26 protein-coding genes are annotated in these 23550 nt (G+C 63.1%); 19 read left to right on the forward strand and 7 right to left on the reverse strand.

Features of this window, described 5'->3' with window-relative positions:
- Positions 1–8 precede the first annotated feature (8 nt).
- From RFM40_RS02795 to RFM40_RS02810, 4 genes are all read left to right on the forward strand, one after another.
- Positions 9–878 carry an NAD(P)-dependent oxidoreductase gene (locus RFM40_RS02795; RefSeq protein ID WP_320277083.1) on the forward strand — a complete coding sequence of 290 codons (870 nt, stop codon included), beginning with the start codon at positions 9–11 and terminating at the stop codon, positions 876–878.
- A 6-nt stretch (positions 879–884) separates the two neighbouring features.
- Positions 885–1589 carry a DNA alkylation repair protein gene (locus tag RFM40_RS02800; RefSeq protein ID WP_320225916.1) on the forward strand — a complete coding sequence of 235 codons (705 nt, stop codon included), beginning with the start codon at positions 885–887 and terminating at the stop codon, positions 1587–1589.
- Entirely contained in the window at positions 1549–2127 is a 579-nt protein-coding gene (locus RFM40_RS02805) for a GNAT family N-acetyltransferase (protein ID WP_320225915.1), read from the forward strand. Before RFM40_RS02800 ends, RFM40_RS02805 begins: the two co-directional genes overlap by 41 nt.
- A 64-nt stretch (positions 2128–2191) precedes the next feature.
- Positions 2192–2758, forward strand: coding sequence for a DUF3299 domain-containing protein (locus RFM40_RS02810; RefSeq protein WP_320277084.1), 567 nt, complete (start codon positions 2192–2194; stop codon positions 2756–2758).
- 45 nt (positions 2759–2803) lie between these two features.
- Here the strand turns inward: RFM40_RS02810 and RFM40_RS02815 are convergent, their stop codons facing one another.
- The 4 genes from RFM40_RS02815 to RFM40_RS02830 form a co-directional block, all read right to left on the reverse strand.
- Positions 2804–3295: an Lrp/AsnC family transcriptional regulator gene (locus RFM40_RS02815; RefSeq protein WP_126100371.1), complete on the reverse strand. Its 492-nt coding sequence runs from the start codon at positions 3293–3295 to the stop codon at positions 2804–2806.
- Between the two features lie 109 nt (positions 3296–3404).
- Positions 3405–4109, reverse strand: a complete 705-nt coding sequence (locus RFM40_RS02820) for a uracil-DNA glycosylase family protein (RefSeq protein ID WP_320277085.1) — start codon at positions 4107–4109, stop codon at positions 3405–3407.
- Positions 4049–4660: a glutathione S-transferase gene (locus RFM40_RS02825; protein WP_320277086.1), complete on the reverse strand. Its 612-nt coding sequence runs from the start codon at positions 4658–4660 to the stop codon at positions 4049–4051. Before RFM40_RS02825 ends, RFM40_RS02820 begins: the two co-directional genes overlap by 61 nt.
- Before the next feature lie 117 nt (positions 4661–4777).
- Positions 4778–5401: a thermonuclease family protein gene (locus tag RFM40_RS02830; RefSeq protein WP_320225911.1), complete on the reverse strand. Its 624-nt coding sequence runs from the start codon at positions 5399–5401 to the stop codon at positions 4778–4780.
- A 76-nt stretch (positions 5402–5477) separates the two neighbouring features.
- Between RFM40_RS02830 and RFM40_RS02835 the strand changes: the two genes are divergently transcribed.
- Positions 5478–6998 carry a sensor histidine kinase gene (locus RFM40_RS02835; RefSeq protein ID WP_320277087.1) on the forward strand — a complete coding sequence of 507 codons (1521 nt, stop codon included), beginning with the start codon at positions 5478–5480 and terminating at the stop codon, positions 6996–6998.
- A gap of 41 nt (positions 6999–7039) precedes the next feature.
- Here RFM40_RS02835 and RFM40_RS02840 read toward each other — a convergent pair whose 3' ends face one another.
- A complete protein-coding gene (locus RFM40_RS02840) occupies positions 7040–7630 on the reverse strand; it encodes a hypothetical protein (protein WP_320277088.1) in 591 nt (196 codons plus the stop codon).
- A gap of 325 nt (positions 7631–7955) precedes the next feature.
- The gene (locus RFM40_RS02845) at positions 7956–8951 is read right to left on the reverse strand and encodes a nicotinate-nucleotide--dimethylbenzimidazole phosphoribosyltransferase (protein ID WP_320277089.1); all 996 of its coding nucleotides are present in this window, start codon (positions 8949–8951) and stop codon (positions 7956–7958) included.
- A gap of 156 nt (positions 8952–9107) precedes the next feature.
- Between RFM40_RS02845 and RFM40_RS02850 the strand changes: the two genes are divergently transcribed.
- The 11 genes from RFM40_RS02850 to RFM40_RS02900 all read left to right on the forward strand — a co-directional run bounded on the left by RFM40_RS02850 (position 9108) and on the right by RFM40_RS02900 (position 14964).
- Positions 9108–9338 (forward strand): DUF1289 domain-containing protein, encoded by a 231-nt coding sequence (locus RFM40_RS02850; protein WP_320277090.1) that lies wholly within the window; start codon positions 9108–9110, stop codon positions 9336–9338.
- A gap of 24 nt (positions 9339–9362) precedes the next feature.
- Positions 9363–10067, forward strand: a complete 705-nt coding sequence (locus RFM40_RS02855; RefSeq protein WP_320225908.1) for a TIGR02281 family clan AA aspartic protease — start codon at positions 9363–9365, stop codon at positions 10065–10067.
- Between the two features lie 229 nt (positions 10068–10296).
- On the forward strand, positions 10297–10629 hold the full coding sequence (locus RFM40_RS02860) for a BufA1 family periplasmic bufferin-type metallophore (RefSeq protein WP_320220468.1): 333 nt from the start codon (positions 10297–10299) through the stop codon (positions 10627–10629).
- Between the two features lie 67 nt (positions 10630–10696).
- Positions 10697–11560, forward strand: coding sequence for an MNIO family bufferin maturase (gene bufB / locus RFM40_RS02865; RefSeq protein WP_320277091.1), 864 nt, complete (start codon positions 10697–10699; stop codon positions 11558–11560).
- Entirely contained in the window at positions 11544–12335 is a 792-nt protein-coding gene (locus RFM40_RS02870; RefSeq protein WP_320273936.1) for an HvfC/BufC N-terminal domain-containing protein, read from the forward strand. The genes bufB and RFM40_RS02870 overlap by 17 nt, the downstream gene beginning before the upstream one ends.
- On the forward strand, positions 12332–12817 hold the full coding sequence (locus RFM40_RS02875) for a DoxX family protein (RefSeq protein WP_320273935.1): 486 nt from the start codon (positions 12332–12334) through the stop codon (positions 12815–12817). Before RFM40_RS02870 ends, RFM40_RS02875 begins: the two co-directional genes overlap by 4 nt.
- The gene (locus tag RFM40_RS02880) at positions 12814–13419 is read left to right on the forward strand and encodes a sigma-70 family RNA polymerase sigma factor (protein ID WP_320220464.1); all 606 of its coding nucleotides are present in this window, start codon (positions 12814–12816) and stop codon (positions 13417–13419) included. Before RFM40_RS02875 ends, RFM40_RS02880 begins: the two co-directional genes overlap by 4 nt.
- Positions 13416–14072 (forward strand): NrsF family protein, encoded by a 657-nt coding sequence (locus RFM40_RS02885; protein ID WP_320277092.1) that lies wholly within the window; start codon positions 13416–13418, stop codon positions 14070–14072. The genes RFM40_RS02880 and RFM40_RS02885 overlap by 4 nt, the downstream gene beginning before the upstream one ends.
- Positions 14069–14449: a mercuric transporter MerT family protein gene (locus tag RFM40_RS02890; protein ID WP_320277093.1), complete on the forward strand. Its 381-nt coding sequence runs from the start codon at positions 14069–14071 to the stop codon at positions 14447–14449. The genes RFM40_RS02885 and RFM40_RS02890 overlap by 4 nt, the downstream gene beginning before the upstream one ends.
- Before the next feature lie 9 nt (positions 14450–14458).
- Positions 14459–14740, forward strand: coding sequence for a heavy-metal-associated domain-containing protein (locus RFM40_RS02895; RefSeq protein ID WP_126100385.1), 282 nt, complete (start codon positions 14459–14461; stop codon positions 14738–14740).
- Complete coding sequence (locus RFM40_RS02900) at positions 14737–14964, forward strand: GDCCVxC domain-containing (seleno)protein (RefSeq protein WP_320277094.1); 228 nt, start codon at positions 14737–14739, stop codon at positions 14962–14964. The genes RFM40_RS02895 and RFM40_RS02900 overlap by 4 nt, the downstream gene beginning before the upstream one ends.
- A gap of 54 nt (positions 14965–15018) precedes the next feature.
- On the opposite strand, the gene dusA is transcribed toward RFM40_RS02900, so the two are convergent.
- Entirely contained in the window at positions 15019–16005 is a 987-nt protein-coding gene (gene dusA / locus RFM40_RS02905) for a tRNA dihydrouridine(20/20a) synthase DusA (protein ID WP_320277095.1), read from the reverse strand.
- Between the two features lie 526 nt (positions 16006–16531).
- On the opposite strand from dusA, the gene RFM40_RS02910 reads away from it, so the two are divergent.
- The 3 genes from RFM40_RS02910 (at position 16532) to RFM40_RS02920 (ending at position 23443) form a co-directional block, all read left to right on the forward strand.
- Entirely contained in the window at positions 16532–20056 is a 3525-nt protein-coding gene (locus RFM40_RS02910) for a DUF5801 repeats-in-toxin domain-containing protein (RefSeq protein ID WP_320277096.1), read from the forward strand.
- Positions 20057–20164: 108 nt separating this feature from the next.
- Positions 20165–21913 (forward strand): type I secretion system permease/ATPase, encoded by a 1749-nt coding sequence (locus tag RFM40_RS02915; protein WP_320277097.1) that lies wholly within the window; start codon positions 20165–20167, stop codon positions 21911–21913.
- Positions 21914–21916: 3 nt separating this feature from the next.
- Complete coding sequence (locus RFM40_RS02920; protein ID WP_320277098.1) at positions 21917–23443, forward strand: HlyD family type I secretion periplasmic adaptor subunit; 1527 nt, start codon at positions 21917–21919, stop codon at positions 23441–23443.
- The last annotated feature ends 107 nt before the right edge of the window (positions 23444–23550 follow it).

A 23550-nucleotide genomic window follows, 5' to 3' on the forward strand; every position in this document is an offset into this window, starting at 1 on the left:
GCAGGCTAATGGCATCGGTTGCATTTCTCGGTCTTGGCGTCATGGGCTATCCGATGGCCGGCCACCTCAGGAACAAGGGCGGCCACGACGTTACCGTCTACAACCGTACCACGGCCAAGGCCGAGCAGTGGGTCGCCCAACATGGCGGCAGGCTGGCATTGACGCCGGCCGAGGCGGCCGAAGGCAAAGATTTTGTGTTCTCCTGCGTCGGCAATGACGACGACCTGCGCTCGGTGACGACCGGCGCCAAGGGCGCCTTCGCAGCGATGAAGAAAGGCTCCGTCTTCATCGACAATACCACCGCCTCGGCCGAGGTCGCGCGCGAATTGGCCGACGCCGCTGAAAAGGCCGGCTTTTCCTTCCTCGACGCGCCGGTGTCGGGCGGCCAGGCGGGCGCCGAGAACGGCGTGCTGACCGTGATGGCCGGCGGCGAGCAGGCAGCCTTCGACAAGGCCAGGCCGGTCATCGACGCCTTTGCCCGCATGGTCGGGCTGATGGGGCCGGCCGGCGCCGGCCAGCTCACCAAGATGATCAACCAGATCACCATCGCCGGCCTCGTCCAGGGGCTGGCCGAAGGCATCCATTTCGGCAAGAAGTCCGGGCTCGACATCGAGAAGGTCATCGAGGTGATCTCCAAGGGTGCCGCCGGCTCCTGGCAGATGGAAAACCGCCACAAGACGATGAACGCCGGAAAATATGATTTCGGCTTCGCCGTCGACTGGATGCGCAAGGATCTCGGCATCTGCCTCGCCGAGGCAAACCGCAACGGCGCCAAGCTGCCGGTGACGGCGCTGATCGACCAGTTCTACAAGGATGTGCAGGAGATGGGCGGCAGGCGCTGGGACACGTCCTCGCTGCTGGCGCGCCTGGAAAAATAGACAGCGATGGCCCTGCCCGATCCGAGCTGGAGCGCCGACGACATCGTCGCTCATTTGCGCTCGATCGGCACCGAGGAGAACCGCGCCGGCATGGCGCGGTTCGGCATCAATACCGTGGCCGCGCTCGGCGTCGGCAATTCCGATCTGAGGCCGCTGGCGCGCAAGCTGAAGAAAAACCACGAGAGGTCGCTGCTTCTCTGGGATACCGGCATCCGCGAGGCGCGATTGATGGCCGCCTTCACCGGCGAGGCGAAGAAGGTCGATATCGGCCAGTGCCGGCGCTGGGCCGCCGGTTTCGACAGCTGGGAAATCGTCGACACCGTTGCCGACCTGTTCGCCGAAACGCCGTTCTGGCGCGAGCTGATCGAGGAATTCGCCGAGGACGAACGCGAGTTCGTGCGCCGCACCGCCTTTGCCATGCTGGCCTGGGGCGCGGTGCATCTGAAGAAGGAGCCGGATGGGACCTTCCTTGCCTATCTGCCGCTGATCGAGAAGCATGCGGGCGACCCGCGCAACTTCGTCCGTAAGGCGGTCAACTGGGCGCTGCGGCAGATCGGCAAGCGGTCGATGGCACTGTACGCCCCTGCCCTTGCGCTGGCCGAGAAACTGGCGGCATCGTCCGACAAGACGGCGCGCTGGATCGGCAAGGACGCTGTCAAGGAACTGACGGATGCCAAACGGCTCGAACGGCTCGCTGCCGGAAAGGCTTGATCTCGGCCATATCCGCTTCATCGAGGTGACCCGGCAAACGCGCGGTCGTTTCGAAGAGCTGTTCGAGCAGCCCGGCGCGCCGAAATATTGCTGGTGCATGGCCTGGCGCCATTCCAGCCGCGAGCACATTGAGAACGACGAGAAGAAGCGCATGATGATGGCGCTGATCGATGCCGGCACACCGGTCGGCATCGTCGCCGAGCTCGACGGCAGGATGGTCGGCTGGTGCTCGGTCGCGCCGCGCGAAACCTATCGAAAACTCTCAAAGCAGCAGGACGACAGCGAAACAGGCGTCTGGTCGATCGTTTGCTTCTACGTCCCAAGGGCCTTGCGCGGCGGCGGCCTCGCTTCCGCTTTGCTGGATGCCGCGATCGAGCACGCTTTCGCCAAAGGCGCTTCTACCATCGAGGCCTATCCGGTAGACGAGGCCGCACCGAGCTATCGCTTCATGGGTTTTCGCGACATGTTCGTCGCACGCGGCTTTCACGAGATCGGCACCGCCGGCGCACGGCGGCATGTGATGCGGCTGAGCCGTTGAGCCTTAGTCGGTCAGGACGCTTTTACTCGATTTCGGGAATGGACTGGCGAAGGATGGCACGACCATGAGCAAGACTCTCAAATCAGTCGCGACGTTGGCGGCCATGCTCGCTGCCGCGCAAGCTGACGCCGCAGCCGACGTCGCGCATATCTTCTGGAAGGATCTGCGCCCAGCCACGCAGGCAGTCGCCGAGAATGCCAACCTGCCGATGATCGCGGCAAAACTGCCCGATCACGGCGAGACGCTGTCGTTCGATCTGCAGGACAAGACCATTCAGTTATCCGGCTATGCATTGCCGGTCGATCGCGACGGCGATCTCGTCTACCAGTTCCTGCTGGTGCCGTGGACGGGCGCCTGCAGCCACATGCCGACGCCGCCGCCCAACCAGATCGTGCTGGTGACGCCGGCGCATCCGTACAAAATGTCGGAGGCCTATCAGCCGGTCTCCGTCACCGGCGTGCTGAAGCCCGGCATGGAGAAGAGCCAGCTCTTCATCCTCGACGGCGTCCTGATCGTCCAGTCGGGTTATACCGTGCGCAAGGCGGAGGTGGCGAGCGTTGATACGGTGCCGGACGCGGTCACGCTGCCGGTCAACTCGCCGTGGAATTTCCTCAACAAAAAGAAGAACTAAATCTCGCCGCTTCGCGTATGGTGGAAAGCGGCGAGCGCTAGATGATCAGGCCGCGTTGGCGCCCGATTCCTTGTCGAGCACCATGTAGTCGAGTGGGATCTCGGTCGTGTATTTGATCTGCTCCATGGCGAAGGACGACGACACGTCGCGGATCTCGATCTTGGCGATCAGCCGCTTGTAGAAGGCGTCGTAAGCGGCAATGTCGGGCACCACGACGCGCAGCAGATAATCGACATCGCCGCTCATGCGGTAGAACTCGACCACTTCCGGAAATTCCTGGATGACCTCGGAGAAACGCCGCAGCCACTCATGGCTGTGCGAATTGGTGCGGATCGACACGAAGACGGTGACGCGCACATTGACCTTCTCGTGGTCGAGAATGGCCACACGTCGTTGGATGACGCCCTCTTCCTCGAGCTTCTGGATGCGTCGCCAGCACGGTGTGGTCGACAGGCCGACTTTCTTGGCGACATCGGCGACCGCAAGCGTCGCATCCTCCTGCAGGAGGCGGAGAATTTTTCGGTCAAGGCGGTCCATCGGGAGAACTCCAGGGGAATAGTTTCGCTATATTCCCTTTTATCCGGGCCTTCCACAAGAAAGAAATTCTGCCAATGGCGGTAAAAGCGAGTGATATCTTGCCGAATGCCTATCCGATGCGATAGCGGATTTGCGACCGCAGGAAAGGCAGCAAATCCATTTCAAACCAGGGATTCTGCTTCAACCAGCCGGTGTTTCGCCATGACGGATGCGGCAGCGGCAGCACTTTCCGGGCGGGCGACTGGTCCCAAATGGTGCGCCAGTTTTTGACCGTTTCCGTCAGTGATGGCCCACGGGCCGAGCCCATGTGCCAGGACTGCGCGTAACCGCCGATCGTCAGCACCAGATCGATCTGCGGCATCAGCGCCATCAACGCAGCGCGCCAGGCCGGCGCGCATTCGCGGCGCGGCGGTAGGTCGGCGCCCTTGGCATCCTGACCCGGAAAGCAAAAACCCATCGGCACGATGGCGAATTTTTTCGTGTCGTAGAACTCTTCGCTGCTGACGCCGAGCCAGCTTCTGAGGCGATCCCCGGAAGCATCGGTGAAAGGCATGCCCGATATGTGGACCTTGGTGCCCGGCGCCTGGCTGGCGAGCAGGATGCGCGCGCTCGACGACGGCCTCAGCACCGGACGCGGCTCATGCGGCAACGGTCGGCCGCGCGGGTGCTCGACGCAGATGCGACAGGCTCGCACCCTGGTGGTGAGGCTTTCCAGCGCTCGGGTCATGCTCGGCAAGTCGTCCAAATGCGGCCTCAGGCAGCGGCGCTTGGCCGGCTGGAGAGCGCCGCATGCCAGCGCAGCACATTCGCGCATGCCTCGGGCACCTTGATGCGGGCCGGCTTCATGAAGTCGATGGCGATCAGCCCGGTGATGTCGGCGACCGAATAGGTATCGCCGGCGGCGAACTCCCTATCCGCCAGTTCGCGGTCGAGGAGATGCAGGAATTCAATGACCTTGGGTTTGTTGGCCTCGCCCCATTCCGGGATCTGCGGCACCTCCCAGTCCTTCATCGCCGGATGGATGTGCCGGAAGGCAGCGGCGACGCAGCTTAGGAGGTTTAACTCCAGGCGCCTTTGCCACATCTCCACCTTGGCTTTGCCGAGCGCGCCCTTCCCGAACAAGGCAGGCTCCGGATGCAACTCCTCGAAATAGCGGCAGATGGCGATGGATTCGGTGATGATGGTGCCGTCGTCCAATTCCAGAACCGGCAGCCGCCGCAACGCATTGCGCGACGCCACTGGCTCCTCGCGATGCTCCAGCGCGCCCATGTCCACAGGCACCAGCGGAACGGTCAGCCCCTTTTCCGCCAGGAAAACCCGAACCCGCCTGGGGTTCGGCGCGCGGCCGCCATCGAACAGCTTCATTCCATTCTCCGATCTTTCACCCCGATCATAGGGCGGGCTTCAATGCATGTCGCCCAAAAGTGCGCAGCGGTTTTGGGGAGACGACATGCACCGAACAGAGCATCGCCAGAAGCGGCATCACCAGAAGCGAACAAGCTCGCGCAGCGCGTCGCCAAGCGAAGCCAGCGTGCCATGCTTCCTTTCGGTCGGCTGGTCGTGATGGCTGTCGCGCCAGTCTTGCGGCTCTTCGAAGGAGCCGGCCCAGATGCCGACCTTGGCGACCCGCGCGGTCGCCTCCTCGGTTTCGAAGTCGCCGAATGCGACGGCCCATCCGGCCTGCACTTGAGCACGGTTGAGGTCTGTGTCGCCTGCCTTGCAGGCACCGAGCAGCCGGCCGTATCGGTCGCGCTGCCAGCCTCTGCAGGAAACCGGCCTGTTGGCGATCAGCCGCACCAGCGACTGCCGCGCGAGCCTGCCGCAAGGGTAGTCGGCGCCCTCCTCGCGGCACGTCTGCGTATATTCCGGAGCGTCGATGCCGCGCATGCGGATACGCTCGGTACCCAGCGTGAGCGAATCGCCGTCATTGACGATGGCCGTGCCTTGCTCCTTGCGCGTCTCGAAACGGTCGAGCCGCGCCGCCACCAGGATGAACAGGCCAAGCACAATCGCGGTCAGCCCATAATCCAGCAGCCTGCGCCGGAGGCTGCGCGGAGGCCGCGGAGCATATCGCCGGCGCGGTCCTCGCGACCAGGAACGGCTCATATGGCAAACAGTCTCTTAATCATTCGAACGTAGCTTAACGAACTGAAAATCGCTGCGCGCAGAAATTGAACTTCGCATGCCTTTGCTACGCTCGGACACAGCGGACAAATTCATTGTGGACCGCAGGAAACCGCATCGCAACAGCGATGTGGCGCGCGCGGTGCGCAGGACGCGTGACCGTCTTTCGCAGCAGGCCGGCAGCCTCGACTTCGATCGCGAGCTGCTGAAGCTGCATGCGCGCGCCATGGTGGTCAGCGCGATCGCCATACCGCTGCTCGTGCTTGCCGTGGCGGCGGTCGGCCACTTTGCCGGCCTGGGCAATCAGGTCGCCATTTGGGCCCTCTTTACCCTGCTCTGCTACACCATCGTCACTTTCATGGCGCGGCGCGTCGAGCGCACGGAAGCGGCCGAGCTCGACCCCGTGCGAACACGCCGCGAGTTCCTGATCGGCCATTCGCTGTGCGGCCTCGGCTGGGCCTGGTTCGCCTGGCTCGGCTGCGACACATGCCAGGTCGACCAGTTCCATGTCGCCAAGGCCATGGTGCTTCTGGCCGCCATGGCGACGACTGCGGTGATGGCATCTTCGCTGGGGGGCGCGTTGCTTGCCACCTTCGCCATTCCGGTCGCGATCTATGCCTATGCCGTCGCGCGCCTATGGATGCCGATCGAAGGGATCATGGCGGCGCTCCTGGTCGCTGCGCTGCCTTTCTTCGGCTATGTCGCGCGCCATCTCAACCAGGCCTCGTGGATGGTGCTCTCTTTCCGCTCGGAAAAGGACGCGCTGATCGCCGAGGTGGAGACGGCGAAATCGATGTCCGACGAGGCTCGGCGGCGCGCCGAGGACGCCAATCTGGCGAAGTCGCGCTTTCTCGCCTCGATGAGCCATGAGCTCCGAACGCCGCTCAACGCCATCCTTGGTTTCTCCGAAGTGATGGCCAACGAGGTGCTCGGGCCAATGAACAACCCAACCTATCGCGACTACGCGCACGATGTGCACGAATCCGGCCAGCACCTGCTCGACCTGATCAACGAGATCCTCGACCTGTCGCGCATCGAGGCCGGCCGCTACCAGCTCAACGAGGAGCCGGTGGTGCTGGTGACGATCGTCGAGGACTGCTGTCACATGATGGAGCTCAGGGCGCGCAATAAGGACATCCGCGTTATCCAGGAGTTCGAGACGACCTTGCCGCGTCTGTTCGGCGACGAGCGGGCCATCCGGCAGATCACGCTCAACCTATTGTCCAATGCGATCAAGTTCACCGCGTCGGGAGGCGAAGTCCGCGTGCGCGTCGGCTGGACAGCGGGCGGCGGTCAGTACATCTCGGTCAAGGACAACGGCCCGGGCATCCCGGATGAGGAAATCCCGGTGGTGCTTTCCGCCTTCGGCCAGGGCTCGATCGCCATCAAGAGCGCCGAACAGGGAACCGGCCTCGGTCTGCCGATCGTGCAGGGGCTGCTCGACATGCATGGCGGCGAGTTCGAGCTTCACTCCAAGCTGCGCGAAGGCACGGAGGCCATCGCCATTTTCCCGCTGAGCCGGGTGATGGAGGAACTGCCGGCTCTGCCGACCAAGGCGGTTGCGGCGCGCCGGCGCTAGGCTGGTTCCGTCACGAAATCCGCTCTGCGCCTCGCTCTCCCCTACATCGGCCCTGGCATCATCATGGTCGGTTTCTCCAGCATCGGGAACTCGGCCTTGCTGCATTTCACCTTCGGGTTCGTCGGGCTGAACATGCCGTTCGGATTGTCGCTGAACAGCCAGGCGTGAAGATCGTAATGCACGAACTCCTTCGGGATCAGCGGGTAGTGCCCCTCCATCGGTCCCATGAACTTCTGGCCGAACAGGCTGGGGGCTTCCTTGACGTCCGGCGTCAGCGGCACCAGCCATTCCACGCCGACCAGTTTCAACCCCTTCTTCGTCGGCTCGTAGATCAGGACGTTGGGTTTCATCGGGTCGAGCTTCTGGCCGACGCTTGGGACGTTGACGAAATGGATGCCCATGGCGCCCTTCGGATAGTCCATCGCGCCGGCTATCTTTTCGCCGCTGTAGTAGACGCAGCCGACGGTCGACAGATAGAGGTCGCGCAGAGCGGCCGTGTAGTCCTCATATTTGGCCAGCGATTTTTTCAGGGCCTCGAGGTCGGCCTTGTTGGCGTCTTCGGCCCGAGCCGTGGCGGCACCGGTCATGGCCAAAACCATGGCGATGGCGGCAAGAGAGTATTTGTGAGTCATGGATGCCTCCTTCGTTCGGATAAGCCCTCGGGCTGAGCCGCTGGTGACAGCGAGCACCAAGCCTGCCGGAGCGGCGGCGACTTCGGCCGTCGTGCTTCGATATTGGAAAGCTGGATTACGCGACGATTTCAGTTGGGCGAAAGCTGGTTACGACTGAAATCGAAATACGCGTGGACGCGAGGCAGGATACGCCCACCCGATATTTGGCTCCATCGAACCAGACTAAGCATGTCTCCCGAAAGTAGGGACCGGTTTCGGGGCAAAGACATGCGTAAAATCAAGAGCCTAAAGTGCACGGAGCGAATCTGAAGGATCGCCACGCGCCTTAGTTGCGAACGACTACCGCCATACCGGAACTGGTAAGCGCCGCGGCCTTCACAAGACCTGCGGCAAGTCCAGCCCCCACCCCTTCGCCGTGACTGACGCCGAGATCGAGCAACGGCTCGAGCCCAAGCCGTTCGGCGACCTTGGCATGGCCGGGCTCCGGCGACAGGCTGGCGAGCAGGCAATGGTCGATCGCTGAGGAATTGACCCTGTGCAGGACCGCGGCGGCAGCCGTCGCGACGAAGCCGTCTAGCAGCACCGGGATCTTCTGCATGCGGGCGGCGAGAATGGCGCCGCAGATCGCCGCGAACTCGCGGCCGCCGACCCGTCGCAATGCTTCGAGCGGATCGCCGAGGCCGGTGCCATGAAAGGCCAGCGCCCGGTCGACCACTTCGGCCTTGCGCGCCATCATTGCTGCATCCGCGCCCGATCCCGGCCCGATCCAGCCGGCGCCCTTGCCGCCGAACAGCGCCGCGCACAGCGACGCCGCAATGGTCGAATTGCCGACACCGAGATCGCCCAGGCATAGAAGGTCCGCGCCGCCGGCGACCGCTTCCATGCCGAAGGCCATGGTGGCGGCGCAGCCGCGTTCGTCGAGCGCCGCTTCCTCGGTGATGTCCCCGGTCGGAATGTCGAGGGCCAGATCGAAGACCTTCAGGCCGAGATCGTTGGCGATGCAGATCTGGTTGATTGCCGCACCGCCGGCGGCGCAGAGTTCAACGGCATTGGCGGTCGCCGAAACGGGCCGCGGCGAGATGGCATGTCGCACCGCGCCGTGATTGCCGGCGAAGATCGCCACAAGCGGCCGGTTTATCGCCGGCGGCGCACGCCCGCTCCAGGCGGCCAGCCAGATCGCGATATCCTCGATGCGCCCAAGCGAGGCCTTTGGCTTGTCGGTCTTGGCGAACAGCGTGCGGATACGGGTTTCGGCGGCGACGTCCGGCGTCGGCAGCGTCGTCAGGAGGGTGCGGAAATCATCGAAAGGCTTGGCGGTCATATCGGTCTCATTGCGGGAACAGGCAGCGGCATAGCCGCCTTCGCTGCCCGGCACAACCGCCCGGCAATGCCGCGGAAGCACCGGTGGGCGGCGCATTGCGGAGGGCTTGCATTGGCTTTGTGGTTGCACCATGTGGAGTGAAGGCAAGAGAACAGCATGACCGCCATTGAGTCCCCCTGCATACTCGTCTGCTCGATCGACATGAAAACCGGCTTCTGCTTCGGCTGCGGGCGCACGCGCGATGAAATCGCGACCTGGCTCATGATGACGCCGGAAGTCCGGCGGACGGTGATGGCCGAGTTGCCGGCGCGGCTGGAGACGGTCGAACGCCAGCCGCGCCGCGAAACGCGGCGCGCCCGCATGGCGCGCGAGCGCGGCATGTTGTGAGCAAGGACTGAGAAAGGGCTGGCCATGAACCGCCTGTTCTGGATCGTCATGCTGGTGATCGGCGCCGGGCTGATCCTGCTGATGATGAATGATTCCGCCGGCCGTACCTTCGGCATCGAGAACCACGATTTCAGCCGGCTGATCTGGGTTGGCGTCCTAGTAACGGTGATTGGCGCCAGCCTCGTTCGCTCGGGCCGGCCGCTCGGTGACATGGCGCGCAATATCGGCGTCTGGGCGGCCATCGTGCTGGCGCTGATTGCCGGCTACCAATACCGCTACGAGCTGCAGGACGTTGCCAGCCGCGTCACGGCCGGCCTTGTTCCGGGAAGCCCGCTGGCGCTGGGCGTTGACAATGGCCGCGCCACCGTCACGCTCGACAAGGCCGACAACGGCCATTTCGAAGCGCGAATCCTGGTCAACGGTACTCCGGTGCGGACGGTTGTCGACACCGGCGCGACCAGCACGGTGCTGACGGCGCAGGACGCCCAGGCGGCCGGGTTCAATCCGGCGGCGCTCAGCTACACCGTGGACGTTTCGACCGCCAACGGCATGGCGCGCGCCGCCACCGTGAGGGCCAATGAAATGGCTATCGGCGGCATCGTGCGCAAGGATATGCCGGTGATGGTCGCGGCGCCCGGCATGCTCGAGCAGAGCCTGCTCGGCATGAACTTCATCAGTTCGCTGTCGGGCTTCGACGTGCGCGGAGACCGCATGGTGCTGCGCGATTAGACCCTCAAGCCGGTTCGGCTGACGCCTTGCTGAGGCCGGCTTTATGGCTGTGCTTCAAGTGCATCGTTTTTTGCCAACCATTCCTGACCCCAACTACACGAATTCGTGAACCGCGGCGATCTGAACCGCCGTAACCTCAGAAGGCGCCGCCGCGAACCTCCAGAAGAACCTGCCGCTTCCAGCATCGCCGGGGGAGAAGGTTCGTCCAACAATGCCAATGGAGGATAGCATGTCAAACCGCCTGATTTCCGCCGTCGTCGCCAGTGCCTTTGCCGGAGCAATTGGCGCCGCCGCCATCGGCTCCGCATCCGCCGCTATGAGCGAGGCAGAGATGATGAAGATGCGGGAGATGACCAAGAAAGAGGTCGCTTCCGGCAAGATGGAGAAGTGCTTCGGCGTAGCGCTGAAAGGCCATAACGACTGCTATGCGGGCGCTGGAACCACCTGCGCGGGCACCTCCACCAAGAACTACCAAGGCAATGCCTTCAAGCTGGTGAAGAAGGGAACCTGCACCGCCATGACCACGCCCAATGGCCATGGCTCGCTGAAGCCGATCGGCTGATCTCCAGGAAACTCCGGCGGATGGCGAGGCCATCCGCCTCCTGTCCGTGACTTTCCGGGAGATCGACATGAACATACCTCGGCGCGCCGGAGTGGGACTTAAGCCGCAGCACTACCGCGAGATCCTGGAAACTGTGCCGGATATCGGCTTTTTCGAGGTCCACGCCGAAAACTACATGGGGGCTGGTGGACCGCCGCACCGCTACCTTGCGGCAGTGCGCGATCTCTATCCGCTGTCGCTGCACGGCGTCGGCCTGTCGATCGGCGCGGCCGGGCCCCTCGATCAAGACCATCTGAGGCGCCTGAAGGACCTGATCGCCCGTTACCAGCCTGGGCTTTTCTCCGAGCACCTTGCATGGTCGAGCCATGGCGAGGCGTTTCTGAACGATCTGCTGCCGATGCCCTACACCAAGGAAACGCTCCAGCGCATCGTCTCTCATATCGACGAGGTGCAGGAGACGCTCGGCCGCCAGATGCTGCTGGAAAATCCCTCCACCTACATCGCCTTCGCCGAAAGCACCTATGCCGAGCCTGATTTCATCGCCGAGGTGCAGCGGCGCACCGGCTGCGGTCTGCTGCTCGATGTGAGCAACGTCCACGTCGCTTCGACCAATCAGCAATGGGATCCCTTCGCCTATATCGATGCCTATCCGCTCGTCGCCGTGCAGGAAATACACCTTGCCGGCTTCACGCCGGAGACCGACGAGAAACAGAGGCCGCTGCTTATCGATACCCACAACCGGCCGGTCGATCCGTTGGTTTGGCAGCTCTACGCCTACGCTATCGGCAAGCTCGGTCCCACGCCGACGCTGATCGAATGGGATGCCGATTTGCCATCATGGGGCGAGCTGCACGCCGAGGCCATGCGGGCCGAAGCGCATATGAAGCCTCACGCGACACCGCAGGAGGTGCGCCTTGCAAGGACTGGCTGAACGGCAGCAGGACTTCGCGATGGCCCTGCTCGATGCTGCTCGCGCCACGCCGCCGGGCATCGTGGGTCCCGACGGCTTGCCAAGTCCACGCCGCTTTGCGGTCTATCGCAACAACGTCGTGGCCGGCCTCATCGAGACACTGAAGGAAAATTACCCAGCGGTTCATCGCATCGTCGGGGATGAATTCTTCCGTGCCATGGCCGGGCAATTCGCAACAACACATCCGCCGCAGTCTCCGATCATGCTGGGCTACGGCACGGGCTTCCCGGAATTCATTGACGGATTCGAGCCTGTGGCGACATTGCCCTATCTCGCCGACGTGGCGAGGATCGAGCGCGCCTGGATCGAGGCCTATCACGCGGCCGATGCGGAACCGCTTACAGCCGCCGATCTCCTCGCCATCGATCAGGACCGCCTCGCCCAGGTCAGGCTGGCGCTCCACCCTTCGCTGCGTGTTACGCAATCGCAGTTTCCCGCCCTCACCATCTGGCGCATGAACATTGCGGGTGGCGAGCCCGCAGTCGTCGATCTCGACGCGGGCGGCGAGGATGCTCTCATCATCCGGCCAGGCGCAGAAGTTCGTGTTCACCAGATCCCGGTGGGCGCAGCGGCCCTTGTCAGGAGCCTGGGCGCCGGCAGGCCAGTGGTGGCCGCCGCCATCGCCGCACTTGAGGTCACAGTCCACTTCGATCTCAGCGCTGCGTTGGCCGGACTGATCGAAGCCGGCGCTTTCGTCGGTTGGAGCCTCGAACGGGATGCCGGAGGTGAGCCATGACGATCTCAACTCCGGAACTCGTCCGTACACTGACAAGGCGGCTTTCCTCGGTTGCCATGGCTGTGGCGCCCGTGTTTCTGCGAGCAGCACTCGCGGTGCCGTTTTTCCGCTCCGGCCTTACCCGCTGGGACGGCTTCCTGCAGCTCTCGGACAGCACCGTCTATCTGTTCGAAGAGGAGTTCAAGTTGCACATCTTCGGTGCCGAGTATGGTTTCCCCATGCCAGATGCCGTGGCCTATCTGGTCGCGACCGCCGAACTCGTTTTGCCGGTGCTGCTGGTCCTGGGCCTCGCCACCCGCTTTGCCGCGCTGGCGATGCTCGTCATGACCGGTGTCATCCAGCTTGTGGTGCCCGATGGCTGGGCCAACTTCCACCTGCCCTGGGCCGCCATGGCGATCTCCATCATCGCCCTGGGCGCAGGGCCGATTTCCCTCGATCGGCTGATAGCCTTACGATTTGCTTCGGAGGCACACCGGCAATGACCACCAAACCGGTGCTGAAACTTGTGCGGGGGCCGGCTGCTCCCTCGCCGCAGGTGCGAGAACTGGATTGGTCGATCCTCATGGCCAGGGCTCAGGACGGTGACGCCGATGCCTACCGGCGGCTCCTCGAGGGCATCACGCCTTACCTCCGCGCTCACGCGGCGCGCTGCCACCGCAATCCCAGCGATGTCGAGGATGCGGTGCAAGATATACTGCTCAGCCTGCATACCGTGCGCCGGACCTATGATCCCGCGCGGCCGTTCGGTCCCTGGGTTACGGCCATTGCCCGGCGCAGGCTGATCGACCGCCTGCGCCGTCAGGGCCGCCGCCGGGCCTACGAAACGGAATTTGAATCTGCTCACGAAACCTTTGCCGATCCGCCCGCGAACCTTGAGGGCATGACGAATATCCATGAGATTGCGGCGGCCCTCGACCGCCTTCCTGCCGGACAGCGCGAAGCCGTCCGGCTCACCAAGATCGAAGGGCTGTCGCTGAAAGAAGCCTCGGCGGTGAGTGGTACGAGCGTGGCGGCGCTTAAAATCGCCACGCACCGCGCCATCCAGCGTCTGCGGCGATTCTTCCATGGCGGGAGTGAAACATGATCCCCACGGATGATCTCATTTCCGCGCTTGCGGCCAATCTGAGACCGGTCAGGCGGCTCCGCCCACCGCTGCTGCGCGCCACCGGTTTCCTGCTTCTGGCCGCATTGATCCTCACCATGATCGCCGCTGCCCATGGCTGGCGGCCAGGCCTCCTTGTTCGCCTGGCCGATATCCGCTTCGCCTTGAGCCTCACAGGGGCTGTCCTAACCGGCATCCTTGCCGCGCTGGCGGCATTCTTCATCAGCCTTCCCGGCCGTTCACGTCACTGGCTTTGGCTGCCGCTTCCGGCGCTTGCCTTGTGGCTTTTCTCGATCGGCTATCAGTGCCTGCGTTTCTGGACCCCGATGGTTCCCGGTGGCGCGGCTCCTGGTGAGACGGCCTCCTGCATTGCCACATTGGTGCTGACCAGCCTGCCGTTGTCGCTCGCCTTGGCTCTGATGCTGCGCCATGCCGCCAGTTTCAACCCAGCGCCGGTGATCTTCGCCGCAAGTCTCTCCGTCGCTGGAATTACTGCGGCGGCGCTGACCCTGTTCCATCCAATCGACGCCAGCATCGAGATTCTGATGTTCAATCTTGGCACCGGATTGTTGATCATGCTGTCGGGCGCCGCCATCAACCTGTTCCTGTCGAGCCGCGTGGAGATGCCGGAATGATCGCACCATCGCCCGTCAGCAACCCAACGACATCACAGACTGGCCTGTCGTTCGCTCTTGGCGGCCTTTCGGCAGGTCTCCTCGCCTCCGCCTGCTGTATCCTTCCGCTCGCTTTCGCACTCGCCGGAATTAGCGGCGCCTGGATCGCGCGCCTCACTGCGCTGGCGCCCTACCAGCCGTACTTCCTCACGCTCGCAGCCGTCTCCATCGCTCTCGGATACTGGCGCTACCGCCGCAGTGAAGCGGCCGCCTGCCTTCCGGGCTCCCTCTGCGCCAGTCCCGTCTATCGCAACTCCACCCGATGGATCCTATTGGCCGCGAGCCTGATTGCAGCGTCTGCGGCCGCTGTCGATGTCTTCGGACGGCTCAATCTGTAGGAGATCTCCATGCGCATTGCGATTGCAATCGCTGTCCTGCTCCTCGTCGCCGCGCCCGCTGCTGCGGGGCAGCGTACCGCCACGTTCTCGGTGCCCGACATGACGTGTCCGCTCTGCCCGGCCACCGTTACGACCGCAATCAAGCACCTCGACGGCATTGTCTCCGTTTCAACCGACGTCGATGCCAAGACTGCGACGGTTGTCTTCGACGACAGCAAGACGAGCCCGGCAGCGATTGCCGATGCTTCCACAAACGCCGGCTATGCTGCAGCCTTGGTGAATGAGCAATGACCGGACTCACCAGCACCATCACCTGTCCGGCCTGCGGTCACCGCAAAACCGAGACGATGCCGGCCGATGCCTGCCAGTATTTCTACGAATGCGAAAGCTGCGGGGTTCTCCTCAAGCCCCTGGCGGGAGATTGCTGCGTATTCTGCTCTTACGGTGATCACCCCTGTCCGCCGAGACAGAAGGAACTGCAGTTCAGTCCCGCAGGCCAGCATTGTTGCTGCTGAGATCTGTGACATCAATACGGACAGGATGGCCTGCGAGATTTGAGTTGCAGCCTCTTAGGCGGCTTCGGCTGCAGCCTCGCTGAGATCGACCGCCGCAAAGGCTGCCTTCAGCACCTCCGGCCCCGCTCCGGGTTTGTTGGCATCGGTGGACAGAATCTGCCGGTAGCGGCGCGCGCCCGCAAGGCCATGGAACAGGCCGACCATATGGCGCGTAATATGGCCGAGCCGCCCGCCCTTCTCGATGTGGCGCGCGGCGTAAGCAGCCATTGCATCCATCAGCGCTGCGTAGTCGAAAGCGATCCGCGCCTCGCCATAGAAAGCCGCATCGACGCCGGCAAGGATGCCCGGCGTATGATAGGCCGCACGGCCAAGCATGGCGCCGTCGACATGGCCGAGATGTTCGGAAACCTCGTCGAGCGATTGAATACCGCCATTGATGCCGATGAATTCGTTCGGCTTTCTGGCCTTCAGCCGATAGACGCGCGAATAATCGAGCGGTGGGATATCGCGGTTTTCCTTAGGGCTCAGCCCCTCCAGCCACGCCTTGCGGGCATGCACCCAGAGGGCATCGGCACCGGCCGCGAGCACACCGTCGGCCAGCGTATCGAGAGCCGGTTCGGGGTCCTGCTCGTCGACGCCGATGCGGCATTTGACGGTGACGGGGATTTTCACCGCCGCCTTCATCGCAGAGACGCATTCCGCCACCAGCAGCGGCGTCTTCATCAGGCAGGCGCCGAACGTGCCCGACTGGACCCGATCCGACGGACAGCCGACATTGAGATTGATCTCGTCATAACCGAACGCCTCGCCGATGACGGCCGCCTCGGCGAGCTTGCGCGGATCCGAACCGCCAAGCTGCAGCGCAACCGGATGCTCGGCGTCATCAAAGCCAAGCAGCCGCTCGCGCACACCATGGATGACCGCGTCCGCCACCACCATCTCGGTGTAGAGCAGCGCACGGCGCGTCAACTGACGGTGGAAAAACCGGCAATGACGGTCTGTCCAGTCCATCATAGGTGCTATAGCGAGCGTCGTTTGCATTAGGTGCTATTCATTCTTTCAGGCGGTCCCAAATCCAAGGACACGATCTAGTGTGTTCCTTTTGATTTTAAATGGTTCGAATCATGGGGACAAAAGTCCGTGCCCTGGAGGGACTATTTCCGATTCACACTTTTTATTAAAAGGCAATAGTCCGATTTCAAATCTCCACAAATAAGAGTAAAGTTTTCGCGCTCATGTTCTGAGCGGGAGGCGTACAGGCAGTCAATAGCCTGTTGAAGAGGGGCGGGGTTGAGTATGCCCTCATTGTCGATCCTTGGTGCCCGCCGTTGGTGGGTCACCGATGCGCATAGGACGCATCCGCCCAGAATTGCCTGACGGGGCAAGGGGCGGAGGATTAGCGGCGGCTCCTCCTACCCCCTCTACCCCCTGAGTCAATCGAAACTTCAGGTCCCTTTTAACAATGGCGCGCAGCGCCGGCCCTGCCGGCGAATGCACGCCCATGCGACCGGTTGCCAGCGTTGGGGCTGATTTCGCGCCTGTCGCATTGAACCAGGGAGAATTCGCAATGGCACTCGACATCACAGCTCAAGACATCATCATCGACGAAACAAGCGGCTTAACAGACGACGATATCAATCCGGCCGTTCCGCCGCACGACACCAACACCACACTGACATATCTTCTCACTCTCGGCACATCAATAGAGGTCGCCTTCCAGTCCGACTTCGTGGTGGCCTCGGCGAGCGCAGGGGAAACCATCACATCGGTCGTTCTCACCCAGAACGCCTCCGGAACCCCGTTTTCCACCACCGTCGGCGTGAACAGCGGCATTCAGACGGTCGACGGCAATTATGTCTGGCTGTTCCAGGACGCAACTCACCCAAATGTCGTGATCGGCGTCATTGGTACAGCCGATCCGAACGTTGCACCCGCCGCGAACGGCCCGCTCGCCTTCTCGTTCGGGTTGGATGGCGGCGGCACCAGTCCAGACCTGTACCTGGTCCAGTATGTGCCGTTGTTCAATCCGATCGCGACCGATCCGGACGACCGCATCGATCTGACCGACAAGGTGTTCGCATCGATCGAGGGGACCTCCCAGATCAGCTTCTCCGGCCAGAATGCTGCTCCCGGCAATCATGATTTCTACCTGATCAATTCGCCCGATGACGCCTCCAAGCAGCTTCTGGTGATCGGTTTGAACGGCGGCACCGCCAACGTGAGCACGCAGGGCTTCGGCATCAACAACCAGAGCATAAATCCGAACGAAACGCTGCAGGTCGACTTTGTGACCGGCGGCGACCTCGCCGCAGGTAGCGCTTCGCAAATCCAGTACGACAACCATATCGAGACCATCACCGAGGCCGGGTTCACGATCAACCAGATCACGCCCTCCCAACCGGATAAGCGGGTGGACATCACGATCAAGGCCTTCGACAACACGGCCGACCAGCAAGGCACGGACTTCTTTGACGGCACCACGACCAACCCGGTTGACATCACCAGCATCAAGTTGACGGGCACATCGGGGTTTGCTTCCACCATCACCGTTGATGGCACCTATGCAACGGGAAGCGGCAACGTCACCATCACAGGGCTTAGCGGCACCGGCAACGCGGTCACCATTACCGGGCTCGACAACGTCACCACGGTCGATATCACGACCGCCACCAAGATGGATCGGATGACGGTTACGGGGGTCGACGCGAATGAAGGCTGCGACATCACCGAGTTCCACTTCTCGGCGACGACAACCAACGCCCACACCGAAGAGGTCGGCTCCTTCATCAACTTCGATGACGACGGCCCGAGCATCACGGCAACTGGTGAGCCGCCGACGCTCACGGTTGACGAGTCCGACTTTTCAATCGACGACAGCGCGGATTTCTCGACTGTCTTCACCTCGAATGCCGGTGCGGATGGTGACGCCATCAGCTATGCCCTCGGCATCAGCCAGATCACCAACGATAGCGGCCTGACCGACACCTTGAGCGGCCAGTCCGTTCTGCTTTTCGTCGAAGGCGACGACGTGGTCGGTCGTGCCGGTTCAGCCGTCGGCGATATCGTGTTCACGGTCAGCGTCGATGATCAGGGTAACGTGACACTCGATCAGGCGCGTGCCGTCGTGCACTCGCCCGACACCGGGCCGGATCAGGAAACAACTCTAGCATCCGCCGATCTCGTCACCTTGACGGCAACCATCACCGATGGCGACGGCGATGAGGACTCGGATTCTGTCAATATCGGCACAAGCCTCGTCTTCAAGGACGATGCTCCGACGATCACGGCAACCGGCGAGCCGCCAACGCTCACGGTTGACGAGACTAATTTGGGCAACAATAGCGGCGACTTCTCCACTGCCTTCACTTCGAATGCCGGTGCGGATGGTGACGCCGTCAGCTATGCCCTCGGCATCAGCCAGATCACAAACGATAGCGGCCTGACCGACACCTTGACCGGCCAGTCGGTTCTGCTTTTCGTCGAAAGCGGCGAGGTGGTCGGCCGCGCTGGCTCAGCCGTTGGCGATATTGTGTTCACGGTGAGCGTCGATGCTGACGGCAACGTGACACTCGATCAGGCGCGTGCCGTCATACACTCGCCCGACACTGGGCCGGATCAGGAGACGACTTTGGCGTCCGCCGATCTCGTCACGTTGACGGCGACCATCACCGACGGTGACGGCGATGAGGACTCGGATTCTGTCGATATCGGCACAAGCCTCGTCTTCAAGGACGATGCTCCGACGATCACGGTGCCATTCGACGGTGACCCTAGTACGGTGGCTATCGAGCACGAGACCCTGGCCAACGCGGCCAACGCATTTGCCAGCGGAGCCTTCGGCTACGATATCGGCGCGGATGCTCACCCGGCCGCGTTCTACGACGCCACGCATTCGGACTTTGTCGACCAGGACCTCGTGACTGCCGGCATCCAGATCGGGCTCACCGGCTCGATCACCGGCGGCGGCGGCGGCAGTATCCTGACCCCGGACGTGACGCTGGCATCGGAGACTGATGCCTCCGCGACGTTCAACTTCAGCTTCACCTACGACAAGGATCCGGCCGCCGGCGTCCAGACAGGCACAGCGGGCGGTACCCTGGTCTTCGACAAGGTCGCCGGTACTTACACCATCACCCTGACCGACCCGCTGGAGGGCTTCAGCTTCGACGTCATCCACACCGCCGAACTCCTGTCCAAGCAGCCCACGAGCAACGTGGGCCACCCACCGATCGTGTTGGAAAAACTGCAGGCGGATGACCCGAACACGCCGGCAGACGAAGACTTCTACGTGCAATTCACCGGTAACGCGATCAACAAGGCCAATCCGTTCAGCCTGACGAACAATGGCCAGGGATCGTCCTCCGACACCTCGTTCAACACGCCGACCGGCAGCCACGACATGGTCAGCAACAACAATCAAACGTGGGTGTCCGCGACGCAGAGCACCAACGGTGTCGCCGGCGACACGATCCAGAAGGGCGAGTTGCTGACCTTGCGGTTCTTCAGCAGCGACGTCGGTATCGTGAACGAGGCTACCGTCCCGACTGCGACCGCCGGCGCCATGGCCATCAAGTTCGACGGCATCGGCAACAGCGAGGATCTGATGCTGATCCTCAACCTGGTCGACGATGGCGCCGACAACATCCTCGGCACCGCGGACGACACCTCGATCACGCGGGCCGTCTACGCGGCCAACGCCGACATCTTCAAGACGGGTCAGGTCCCGGCCCCGTACAACACCGAGTTCACGCTCGACAACAACGACGGTCTCCTGATCATCGAGCGGAACGACTACAACGCGGCCGGCGAAGACTATGTCCTGCAAGGTGTCCAGATCATGCAGTCGAGCAACGGCATAAGCGGCCAGGCGATCAACCTGAACGGGGCGACCGGTGCAGGCGGCGGCAGCAATGCCACCGGCGGTCTGGTGGGCTTCGACGCCGTCGACAACGACGTGCTGAAGATCACGGATATCGGCTTCACCTCGACCGTGAGCGAGACGCCGAATGCCAACCTCGACTTCTCCTTCCAGGTGGCGGACGCGGACGGCGACACGACTGACTTCCAGCACATCCTCGTCGACATCGCCTGACACTCGACTAACGGGGGCAGCATTAGCTGCCCCCGTACCGTCATCGGCCACACGCGGCTGAGCGCCCGGCCGAGCACTCGCACAAGCATCGAAACGGGGGGATCCGTCATGCAGCCAAGACCGCAATTCCAGGAGGTGATGCGCCTGGCGCGCCATCAAGCGCCGGCCCTTCTCCTCTTCAGCCTGCTCACCAATGTCCTCCTGCTCGCCAGCACCGTCTACATGCTGCAGATATACGACCGGGTGCTGTCGAGCGGCTCGATCGACACGCTGCTGTGGCTCACTCTGGCCGTCATCGGCGCCATCGCCGTGTATGGCCTGCTGGAACATGCCCGCCGGATGATGCTGGGCCATATCAGCCAATGGCTGGACGACCAGCTCAGCGTGCCGGTGATCGAACGCGCCATGGAGGCGCGCCTGGCCGGCAGCAACCTCGAGGCCGGCCTGAAGGACGTGGGCGATCTGCGCGGCTTCATTGCCGGCGACGGCATACTGACCTTTCTCGACGCGCCTTGGACACCGGTGTTCCTGGCGTTCATGTGGTTTCTGCATCCGGCATTGGGCGTGCTCGGTCTCGCCGGCGCCGTGCTGCTGTTCTGCTGCGCTTTAGCCAACGATTTCCTCACCCGCCGCAAGGGTCAGGAGGCGGCGGCTGGGTTGCGTCGCAGCCAGGCCGCCGTCGGTCAATACATCGATGGCGCCGAGACGTTGTGCTCGCTCGGCATGTCCGAGCCGGCGCTGCTGCGGTGGGAACAGAACCAGCAATCGCTGACGGATCTGCAGTCCCGGATTTTCCAACGCACCACCGTGATCGGCAGCCTGTCGCGCTCGCTGCGCCTCGCCCTGCAGGTGGCCGTGCTGGGGCTCGGCGCCTATTTCGTCCTGCGCCGCGAACTGACGGGCGGGTCGATGATAGCAGCTTCCATTCTGCTCAGCCGCGCGCTGGCGCCGATCGAACGTTCGATCGGCGCCTGGCGCAGCCTGGTCAACGCGCGGACGGCGCGCCAGAACCTGATCAAGCTCTTCGCCGCCACCGCGTCGATGCAGAACGCCGGCGTCACCCTGCCGCGTCCGCAAGGGCGGCTGAAACTCGAAAATCTGCACTACTATGCGCCGGGAACTTCGCAAGCCCTGTTGAACGCGATCGGCTTCGGTGTCGAGCCTGGCCAAACCTGTGGCGTGATCGGCTCGTCCGGCTCCGGCAAGACGACGCTCTGCCGTCTCATCGTCGGCACGATGCGGCCTTCGCTCGGCCATGTCAGGCTGGATGGGGCGGAGGTCTGGAACTGGCCTTCCGACCAGTTGGGCCAGCATATCGGCTACCTGCCGCAACAGATCGAATTGTTCCCGGGAACGATCGCCGAGAACATTTCGCGTCTGCGCGACGAAGTCGACAGCGAAGCCGTCATCGCCGCGGCGCAGCTCGCGGGCATCCACGAGATGATCCTGCGGCTGCCGAACGGTTATCGGACCGAGGTCGGGCCGCACGGCGTCAAGATCTCGCGCGGCCAGCGCCAGCGCATCGCGCTGGCCCGGGCCCTGTTCGGCGACCCGCCGCTGATCGTTCTCGACGAGCCGAATACCGGCCTCGACGGCGAAGGCGAGGTGGCGCTGTTCAACGTGCTCCAGCAACTGAAGGAGCGGGGCCGCACGGTCGTTATCGTCAGCCATCAGACCAATCTTCTGCGCACGGCCGATAATGTCGTCTTCCTCCGCGACGGTTCCGTCGCGATGTTCGGCCCGCGCGACGAAGTGCTCGGCGCGTTGGCAGGCCAGCCCAGGCGCATTCCGGTGCCGGCGGCAATACGGGACAAGATCGCCGCCAATGCGGCCACAAATCTGAAGGCGGTGGAGTGAGCCATGGACGAGCGATTTGGCGACTTCTCGACGATGGCGAACGGGCTGGCGGATAGCCTGCGCGAATTGACCGGCAGGCTAGCCATCTCCGCCGGCCAACTCATTGCCGCGGTGTCGGTCTGGTTCGACGGGCTCGACCAGCCGAAACGCATCGCTCTGGCAGCGGCCGCAAGCGCGCTCTTCCTGTTCCTGATTGCGCGACTCGTCCGGCGACGGTCGCCTGCGGCCCGGGCCAGCAAGCGCGACCTCAATCAACGGACGCGGCCCGCACGCATGCTGGGCTACGTTTCGTCGATCTTCTTCGTCGGCGGTGTCGCCGCATGGTCCAGCGTCGCGCTTCTGGCAAGCGCCGTCGTCGCCAACGGCGTCGTCAGCCCGGAAGGCTATCGCAAGACGGTCCAGCATCTCGAAGGCGGCATCATCGGGGCGATCCATGTCAAGGAAGGCGACAAGGTCAGCGCCGGCCAGGTTCTGATCAGCCTGAAGACAACGGAGGCGCAAGGGCGTTACGACGAGTTGCAGGGGCACTACATCCGCCTGCTGGCAACCGAGGCGCGCCTGGTGGCGGAGCTTGCCGGACAGAATCGGATCGCCTTCCCCAAGGAGTTGACGTCGATCGATAGCGAGTTGGCGCGAAAGGTCGTCGTCGAGGAGCAGGCGCTGCTCGACAGCCGCCTCGCAACCCGCGACGGGCGCACGCAGATCCTCAACAAGCGCATCGCACAGATTAAGGAGCAAAGCGCGGGATCACGAGACGTGATCGCCGCAGAGACCGAACAGCTCGGCCTGATCGAACAGGAGATCGCCTCCGCGCAGGAGATGTATAAGAAGGGCCTCGAACGCCTGCCGCGGATATTGGCGCTGCAGCGTTCCCAGGCCGACATCCGCGCCAACCAGGCATCGAACCGGGCGCAGGTGGCGAAGAACGATCAGCAGATCGGCGAGACCGAGTTCCAGCTCCTCAACCTGCGCCAGCAGGACAGCGAGACCGCCAACGAGGATCTTGCCAAAGCGCGTACAGACCTCGCCGAATTGCGCAGCCAATTGCCTTCGCGCCAGGATGTGCTGGCCAGAACGGACATCGTCGCGCCGATCGCCGGAACTGTGATGAACCTGCGGGTAACGACCGAATCGGGCGTGATCTCCAGCGGTCAGCCGCTTCTCGACATCGTCCCCAACGAGCCCAATCTGATCATCGATTCACGAATCCGGCCCACGGATATCGACGTGGTGCATCCGGACATGCCCGCCCGCGTGGTGCTGACGGCCTATCCGAGCCGGCATTTGCCGCAAATCCATGGCCTGCTTACGTCGGTGTCGGCCGACCGGCTGACGGACGAGAAGACCGGCGAGCCTTATTTCCTCGCTAAGGTCAAGGTCGACACGGCCGATCTTAAAGACCTGCATGACATCCGTCTGTCGCCCGGCATGCCGGCGGAAGTCATGATCCTGACCGGAGAACATACCCTGCTCGACTATATGCTGGCGCCGCTGCAGGCCTCGCTCACGCGCTCTTTCAGGGAGAATTGAAACAAGAGGGCGGCACGCGGACGAAAACAAAAGGCGGCCTGGCGTCGGCCATAAGCCAACGCCTCATCATCCGGATCTGTCAGCAGCAGCCGCGGGGGCGCGACGGT

Origin of the sequence: Mesorhizobium captivum (assembly GCF_033977165.1) — a bacterium.
GTDB classification, from domain to species: domain Bacteria; phylum Pseudomonadota; class Alphaproteobacteria; order Rhizobiales; family Rhizobiaceae; genus Mesorhizobium; species Mesorhizobium captivum.

Coding starts and splice junctions, on each gene's coding strand:
- RFM40_RS02810 (WP_320277084.1), top strand. CDS start 2,192: ATGAGCAAGACTCTCAAATCAGTCGCGACGTTGGCGGCCATGCTCGCT.
- RFM40_RS02860 (WP_320220468.1), top strand. CDS start 10,297: ATGTCAAACCGCCTGATTTCCGCCGTCGTCGCCAGTGCCTTTGCCGGA.
- RFM40_RS02850 (WP_320277090.1), top strand. CDS start 9,108: ATGACCGCCATTGAGTCCCCCTGCATACTCGTCTGCTCGATCGACATG.
- RFM40_RS02915 (WP_320277097.1), top strand. CDS start 20,165: ATGCAGCCAAGACCGCAATTCCAGGAGGTGATGCGCCTGGCGCGCCAT.
- RFM40_RS02815 (WP_126100371.1), bottom strand. CDS start 3,295: ATGGACCGCCTTGACCGAAAAATTCTCCGCCTCCTGCAGGAGGATGCG.
- RFM40_RS02805 (WP_320225915.1), top strand. CDS start 1,549: ATGCCAAACGGCTCGAACGGCTCGCTGCCGGAAAGGCTTGATCTCGGC.
- RFM40_RS02900 (WP_320277094.1), top strand. CDS start 14,737: ATGACCGGACTCACCAGCACCATCACCTGTCCGGCCTGCGGTCACCGC.
- RFM40_RS02840 (WP_320277088.1), bottom strand. CDS start 7,630: ATGACTCACAAATACTCTCTTGCCGCCATCGCCATGGTTTTGGCCATG.
- RFM40_RS02895 (WP_126100385.1), top strand. CDS start 14,459: ATGCGCATTGCGATTGCAATCGCTGTCCTGCTCCTCGTCGCCGCGCCC.
- RFM40_RS02885 (WP_320277092.1), top strand. CDS start 13,416: ATGATCCCCACGGATGATCTCATTTCCGCGCTTGCGGCCAATCTGAGA.
- RFM40_RS02835 (WP_320277087.1), top strand. CDS start 5,478: ATGCCTTTGCTACGCTCGGACACAGCGGACAAATTCATTGTGGACCGC.
- RFM40_RS02880 (WP_320220464.1), top strand. CDS start 12,814: ATGACCACCAAACCGGTGCTGAAACTTGTGCGGGGGCCGGCTGCTCCC.
- RFM40_RS02920 (WP_320277098.1), top strand. CDS start 21,917: ATGGACGAGCGATTTGGCGACTTCTCGACGATGGCGAACGGGCTGGCG.
- RFM40_RS02875 (WP_320273935.1), top strand. CDS start 12,332: ATGACGATCTCAACTCCGGAACTCGTCCGTACACTGACAAGGCGGCTT.
- RFM40_RS02820 (WP_320277085.1), bottom strand. CDS start 4,109: ATGCGCGAATGTGCTGCGCTGGCATGCGGCGCTCTCCAGCCGGCCAAG.
- RFM40_RS02825 (WP_320277086.1), bottom strand. CDS start 4,660: ATGAAGCTGTTCGATGGCGGCCGCGCGCCGAACCCCAGGCGGGTTCGG.
- RFM40_RS02830 (WP_320225911.1), bottom strand. CDS start 5,401: ATGAGCCGTTCCTGGTCGCGAGGACCGCGCCGGCGATATGCTCCGCGG.
- RFM40_RS02800 (WP_320225916.1), top strand. CDS start 885: ATGGCCCTGCCCGATCCGAGCTGGAGCGCCGACGACATCGTCGCTCAT.
- RFM40_RS02795 (WP_320277083.1), top strand. CDS start 9: ATGGCATCGGTTGCATTTCTCGGTCTTGGCGTCATGGGCTATCCGATG.
- bufB (WP_320277091.1), top strand. CDS start 10,697: ATGAACATACCTCGGCGCGCCGGAGTGGGACTTAAGCCGCAGCACTAC.
- dusA (WP_320277095.1), bottom strand. CDS start 16,005: ATGCAAACGACGCTCGCTATAGCACCTATGATGGACTGGACAGACCGT.
- RFM40_RS02890 (WP_320277093.1), top strand. CDS start 14,069: ATGATCGCACCATCGCCCGTCAGCAACCCAACGACATCACAGACTGGC.
- RFM40_RS02910 (WP_320277096.1), top strand. CDS start 16,532: ATGGCACTCGACATCACAGCTCAAGACATCATCATCGACGAAACAAGC.
- RFM40_RS02855 (WP_320225908.1), top strand. CDS start 9,363: ATGAACCGCCTGTTCTGGATCGTCATGCTGGTGATCGGCGCCGGGCTG.
- RFM40_RS02845 (WP_320277089.1), bottom strand. CDS start 8,951: ATGACCGCCAAGCCTTTCGATGATTTCCGCACCCTCCTGACGACGCTG.